Origin of the sequence: Pseudomonas sp. BS-2016 (genome assembly GCF_001806145.1) — a bacterium.
Lineage (GTDB): Bacteria > Pseudomonadota > Gammaproteobacteria > Pseudomonadales > Pseudomonadaceae > Aquipseudomonas > Aquipseudomonas lundensis.
Genome location: NZ_MLCT01000003.1, coordinates 1 through 5,845, shown reverse-complemented (window position 1 = coordinate 5,845; position 5,845 = coordinate 1). Strand labels below are relative to the sequence as shown.

General features: G+C 44.5%; 6 protein-coding genes and 2 pseudogenes. All 8 read left to right on the top strand.

What is annotated here, in order from left to right; all coding sequences use genetic code 11:
• A partial coding sequence (locus BKD70_RS25265; protein WP_256541985.1) for an RHS repeat-associated core domain-containing protein occupies positions 1–491 on the top strand: 491 nt, incomplete at its 5' end.
• 1 nt (position 492) lies between these two features.
• Positions 493–873: a hypothetical protein gene (locus BKD70_RS00045; protein WP_047274958.1), complete on the top strand. Its 381-nt coding sequence runs from the start codon at positions 493–495 to the stop codon at positions 871–873.
• A gap of 1,029 nt (positions 874–1,902) precedes the next feature.
• A pseudogene (locus BKD70_RS25260) lies at positions 1,903–2,292 on the top strand (RHS repeat-associated core domain-containing protein); the annotation flags it as partial.
• Between the two features lie 45 nt (positions 2,293–2,337).
• The gene (locus BKD70_RS25560) at positions 2,338–2,712 is read left to right on the top strand and encodes a DNA/RNA non-specific endonuclease (RefSeq protein ID WP_080960797.1); all 375 of its coding nucleotides are present in this window, start codon (positions 2,338–2,340) and stop codon (positions 2,710–2,712) included.
• Positions 2,612–3,157 (top strand): NTF2 fold immunity protein, encoded by a 546-nt coding sequence (locus tag BKD70_RS00040; RefSeq protein ID WP_047274956.1) that lies wholly within the window; start codon positions 2,612–2,614, stop codon positions 3,155–3,157. Before BKD70_RS25560 ends, BKD70_RS00040 begins: the two co-directional genes overlap by 101 nt.
• A 419-nt stretch (positions 3,158–3,576) precedes the next feature.
• Positions 3,577–4,032 (top strand): DUF2247 family protein, encoded by a 456-nt coding sequence (locus tag BKD70_RS23945; RefSeq protein ID WP_047306949.1) that lies wholly within the window; start codon positions 3,577–3,579, stop codon positions 4,030–4,032.
• 827 nt (positions 4,033–4,859) lie between these two features.
• On the top strand, positions 4,860–5,261 hold the full coding sequence (locus tag BKD70_RS23935) for an Imm44 family immunity protein (RefSeq protein WP_052892170.1): 402 nt from the start codon (positions 4,860–4,862) through the stop codon (positions 5,259–5,261).
• A gap of 188 nt (positions 5,262–5,449) precedes the next feature.
• Positions 5,450–5,845, top strand: a pseudogene (locus tag BKD70_RS23930) (RHS domain-containing protein); the annotation flags it as partial.

Below are 5,845 nucleotides of genomic sequence, written 5' to 3'. Positions count from 1 at the left end.
CAGGGCTGCACTACAATCGGTATAGGTACTATGATCCACGGGTCGGACGCTTTATCAGCAAAGACCCGATCAGCTATGCGGGTGGGCTGAATCTATATGCGTATGCGCCTAATCCGGTGGGGTGGGTTGATGCGTTGGGGTTGGCGCGAATCAAAAACGCAGTTGAGGGGGATCGTCGCCATCAAGAATTTAATGCAAGGATAAGGGAGAAGTACCCTGACGCGACAATCCAATGTGAGTGTTATCTACGTGACGCATCTGGGAAGTCTGTTAAGGATCCTATTTCAGAAGAAAGGCGTCGTGTTGATACAGTCGTTATCGAGGATGGTAAGGCGCAGACCTTTGAGGTGACCAGTCCGACCGCCGATAAAACGAAACAAATAGAGAAGGAAATCAATATTCACACAGAGGGAGGGGTATTTATACGTGATAGAACAACTCGAGATTTAATTCCAGTGAATGGCGTTTCTGAAATCGTGAGGATACCTTGAAATGAACCACAATTATTCAGTGTGGGGGACTGTAGAGTCCATAGTGGCGGCTTATAAAATAATGGATGAGAACGGAAATATAGTTCCTGATCTTGAGTCGCAAGTTATTGTGAGGCGCATGCTTACGGCTCTTAGGCGTTTTTTTTTCGATAATGGATTACTTACAGTAACAGCTTTTGATAATGATGGTAATTTAATCGATCGCCATTACTATAGAAATGATTTTACTGATGAGGGGATAGAGCTTCTCAAGCATAAAGAAGCCGCATGGTTGAAATCTAAAGCAGCAAAAAAAATACCACCCGACATGAAAATTCTTGAAAAAGAACTGATTAAAATACGCACCCTGATGACTGAGGGCGCTACAAGGAGCTCAACGTAGCTCCTGTCCATACAGAGCAGTTGACCGGGTCGATGTAACTGTTGTGAGTCGCTACAATCCGGTCGGTGTCAAAAATAATATTACTCTGTTTCACGGATACCTTGCTTAGAAATTAAATATCGAAATCCGAGATGAGAAAGATGGCGTTTTGCAAAATGGCTGTCACTTCAGTAGTGATTTCATGTGTCTCTTTTTAGTACCTGAAACTTCCTTTTAGAGTCACCTTACAAAGCGAACCTTGATGAGGCTTTGCCGGGGGTACAAATATCAGTTATTCAATCTACATCAAGAGAGGCTCTATTGGCGAAAGGTATGACTTCGCGTCGAGTTAGATGAATGATCTTTTGAGGCTTGAATAAATTTTTACTTGCTTTCATAAAGCGAAGATTCAGGCTGTGCGTTTGGAATTTTAAATTCCGCTTTGTATGATAAATACTATTGCACGGCTGATAATGTCGAGTATGAGCTTTTTCCCATGATATGTAGAAAGAGGTAGAGTCACTTCGCGCATTCCTATTTTTGGTGGGATGGTGCTTATTTCTAAAGATAGAAATTATGAATTTGACATGTTTGGTGATTTAAGGTTTTGATATATTGCAAGTCATTAGTTTTTTTGCTTTGTGGCGCAAGATTAGCGTATTGATTGTTGATACCTCAAGAGTTAAAGTGGTTTCAGGTGGGGTGAATGCATATCTTCGAAAAAGTAAAATGCCGTTTTTATTTGAAGAGTTGGACTCAAGAGAGAATGCGGATCTGTCTTCTTTTTTTGTGGAGGATAGTGGCAGGCCTGTTAGCTTTAAGAGACTTGTTCTTCCTGGTGAGTCGGGGCCAGATCTTTTTAAATATATAAGGATAGCGATACACTGATTTGTTCTGAGGTATTTAAGGCGTCGGGAGGGTGATTTAAGGGCGTGGAATTTTGTCCTTCGAAAAATGTAGTTTGGTCAGCGGTAAAGAGATTTTAAGTTGGCTTTGATTGGAGAATTGGGCAGTGGACGAAATTTGCTGACGAGTTAGTTATTCGGCGCCTACGACATCGACCAAGACCCGATGTGGAGTCACACCCCGTAAGCGCTGCCTATTGACCTGCTGGCCTGGTACCAGTGCGACCACTTGGGCACGCCACAAGAACTGACCGACCACACCGGCCAAATCGCCTGGAGCCCGCAGTACAAAGCGGGGAAGAAGTCATAGAACAACGCTCGGACTGGGCACAACGCCAAGGCCTGACCAACCCGATCAGGTTTCAGGGGCAATACCACGATCACGAAACAGGGCTGCACTACAATCGGTATAGGTACTATGATCCACGGGTTGGGGCGGTTTGTCAGCAAAGACCCGATCAGCTATGCGGGTGGGCTGAATCTATATGCGTATGCGCCGAATCCGGTGGGGTGGGTTGATCCGCTGGGTCTTCGTGGTTCAAACTTACGTGCAAAATATCGTCACAACGAAAATGGCTCTTTGAAAAGTGCAACAGCAAAAATACGTACTGAAGATTTAGGTAAAGGAACAAGTACAAATTCGAGTTCACGAATATTCGCTCGAAATTTAGGCTGTGAAGGCGATGATGCGGGCCATGCAATAGGAAATCGACTTGGTGGAAGTGGTGGCAAAAGTAATATTTTTCCACAGGCTCCTAGCGTCAATCGTGGAGAATTTCGTGACTTCGAAGGTGACATCGCAGAATCAGTGAGACGCGGCAGTAACGTAATTGTTCGTGTGGTCCCGCAATACGATGAAGGATCAACCCGACCTCATTCAATTCTGTACCAAGCCCGAGTTGACGGAAATACTGAGTCTCGGATATTTCTTAATCCATGTTCTTGCAACTGTTGAAACGGAGATGAAATCAATGTCACCTGCAGAGAGAGTTCAAACATTCATAAATCAGATGGTTGTGTGGGAGGCTGGCTTTCATGCTGCAAAAAAAAGCGACCAATACAAACATAATACTGAATACAGATGCCGTGCTGATGCTGATGCGAAAGCACGGTTGCTTGAAATATTCTCAGAAAATCTTAGTGCGAAAAGCTTGAATACTATTGGTGCTGCTCGACTCGAAACCTTAGGTACTGGGCGGCCATCTGAATATGATCAGGCGGTTTTAATTGATAGTGTGAATAGTTCCGGTGCGGAATGGACGGTTGAAACTAAAAGAAAGAAAGGTATTAGTCAGCGTTACCAATACATTTTGAATGTGGAAGGCGGAATTCCTAAGATTGATGGAGTGAATGTCTGGCGTAATAGTGAAGAAAAATGGGAGCGCCGTAAGGCTATCTGAATAATGTATAGAGTGCTTTATATTTTTAGTATGCGAAATTTAGAGGCGTTAAGTGGCAATGAAAGACATCATCTGTTTGCGCGACTCCATCACCCCCGGAAAAGTCGCACTTAACGCTTTTATCGGGACCGACCTGAAGTGCAAACCCATTGTCGGAGTCGGCCATAAATTCAGCTACCCGCTGTACAGGTAGTTTCTCGATGGCGGTGGGGGGGCAGCAGTGCCTACTCTGTTAATGGAGTTACTGTTGAGCTAGTTGGAATGAAAACAGCATAGAAAGATTGAAGGCAGTAATAATGGGGTTGCAGGTGTTTTTGAGTGGATAGTAGATGGTGATAGTGTAACCCATCGACGTTTTATCCCGGGGGGTAGGGCACTGGGCGGCCCAATCAGGTGCTAAAAAAGTAGGGGGGTTGAATATGGAGCCGTTTAAAGTTTTGATTGAGCTCGGATTGTTAGATTGGTCCTGTATATGGCTAGGTTTTAATCGAGGATGGGTAAGCAGGGAGAATGTTTATGATTATGCAATTAGCCTGCTTGAGGCCGGAGAGTTTAGCGAAAATGTTGCTATTCTTGCAGGAGGTAGATATTTAGATGAAAAAGAATTTGAAAGTTTAATTTTGCGTGAAATAAAGAGTGATGACCAAGTTGAAAGTCTAGATAAATGGCGATTGGCACATTTATTGAGTATCGCGTCGTCCAGTGATAGTTTGGATGAAAAAGTCTGTAAGCTTCAAGAGGTCTATGCTGAGTTTGGTTACCCAGAAGATATGATGTCATGCAGTATATATTCAAGTGAACATATATGTCCGCTTGAAGTAATGAACGCGGTGATAAAAAAATTGAAGCAAAAGATGCTTCCATTTCAATCTTGAGTGTGCGTACAAAGTACTGCTAAATAGTCTGATTTTAAGAGGTTTGTATGGGGTGTGGCTAAATATTGCGTATACCCTGCGGGCTATAAAAAGTTCGAGGTTTCTGGGTTGGGCTGTAGTGCTTAAAAAGATATGGGTTCCGATTCGCACCATATTATTTAAAGTTAGGCTGTTCAGTGTATGCAAGGTTGTTCACGCTCTTAGGCGTCAGTCGTTCAACTGAGCGGATCGTCAACAACCAAAGACTCCGCACAATCATTGCAACATGTTTTCAGGAAAAGGCCGGAGGCTGGAGTTATATTGCAGAATTTGTCATTGGATATAAGGCTCGGCGGAAGGTTGGGTTGCCGACTGCTGGGGCAAGATGTCATATTATGCGTGCTGGTGCCCATTTTTTTGAATTGGTTGTTGATCATAGTTCTGTTCTGATAGTTCCAGGGAATAAGTATTTAGCAATTAATTTTGAAGGTCTTGAATAAGAAGTTAGTATTTTTTGACAATGGTGAAGTCCCTGTGCAGACATGTCCTTGCGATGACGATTCATGTACAAAAGAACATGGTAATATCCTAGCTAGTAAGTTGTCAGCCATTGGTTGTACTCCTCGAGACAAAAAGCAAATGAAATCCTAAGGTATGGTGAAACAACTCTAGGCAAAGCTTGCTATACAAAGAGTTATTTGGATACTGAAAATGCAGTTATGCGCCCGGAGGTTGCGGGATCCAAAAGAGAGATGCATTGTTTGCAGCATAGGAAGATTCTTGAGTACAAAAATAACAATGCCGGGGCTCGCCCTCGCTTGAATAAAAGTGATTATTAGGAGTTTGTGATGAGATTGTGGATGTCAGGTGAGGTAGATGCGGATGTCAGCGATGGTGAACATGTCGCAAGAAATCTGATTGAACCGATCGTAAACAATATTTTGGGGCAGCTATCAATTCCCGATAAGATTGATGAGTGGTCGTTTATTTCAATTATTTTGTCAGAGAAATTCACGTCTGGCTTTCCGGAAATTGCCAAAAAATCAAAAAATAAAAAAAATTTAGAATTTAGGTTAAATATCCCTCATGATGAGTTTAAGGGTGGAGATGGAAAAGGAAAAATATCTTTAATTTTTGATGCAATGTTTCGTTCGGTAGATCTTATGAGTGATTTGGGTGTTTCGGAAGAAACACAAGAAATATTGCGTTCAGTGCTGGAGAAGTCGCGTAGTATTTTGTTATCTAAGTGAAATATAAAATTTTACTGTTTTGGCGTTTTAATGGTAACGGTTTGCGATAAAGAAGTACTGGCCAGAACAGCTGTGCCTACGGGAGGGCGATCTCATGTTACAGAGTTCACTCCTGCTACTGGTCAAGTACGAGCATGGGAAGAAACTTATGATCATTCAGGGGCAGTTCATCGCGTACACCCGAAGATGAAGAAGCCGGCTCGCAGTGGAACCGCAACGAACAGGCGCGCAAACAGCGGGAACTGGGGTGCGGCTTCACCTTATTCGGCTGGGACGGCGACACCCTCGCCTGGGAAAGCAGCCCCGCGCAGGCCGACGGCGCGAGCGGCAAAACCGTCCACTACCTCTACGAACCCGGCACCTTCGTCCCCGTGGCCCAGGCCCTGCGCCACCAGCCGATGCGCCTGCTGGCCCAACCGAGTTACACCGGCGCCTACGACATCGACCAGGACCCGCTATGGACCCACACCCCGCAAGCGCTGCCGATTGACGTGTTGGCCTGGTACCAGTGCGACCACCTCGGCACGCCACAAGAACTGACCGACCCCACCGGCCAAATCGCCTGGAGCGCGCAGTACAAAGCG

What these genes read in the sequence shown, in the direction of transcription:
- BKD70_RS23945 (WP_047306949.1), top strand. Translation starts at nt 3,577, where the DNA reads ATGGAGCCGTTTAAAGTTTTGATTGAGCTCGGATTGTTAGATTGGTCC.
- BKD70_RS23935 (WP_052892170.1), top strand. Translation starts at nt 4,860, where the DNA reads ATGAGATTGTGGATGTCAGGTGAGGTAGATGCGGATGTCAGCGATGGT.
- BKD70_RS00040 (WP_047274956.1), top strand. Translation starts at nt 2,612, where the DNA reads ATGAAGGATCAACCCGACCTCATTCAATTCTGTACCAAGCCCGAGTTG.
- BKD70_RS00045 (WP_047274958.1), top strand. Translation starts at nt 493, where the DNA reads ATGAACCACAATTATTCAGTGTGGGGGACTGTAGAGTCCATAGTGGCG.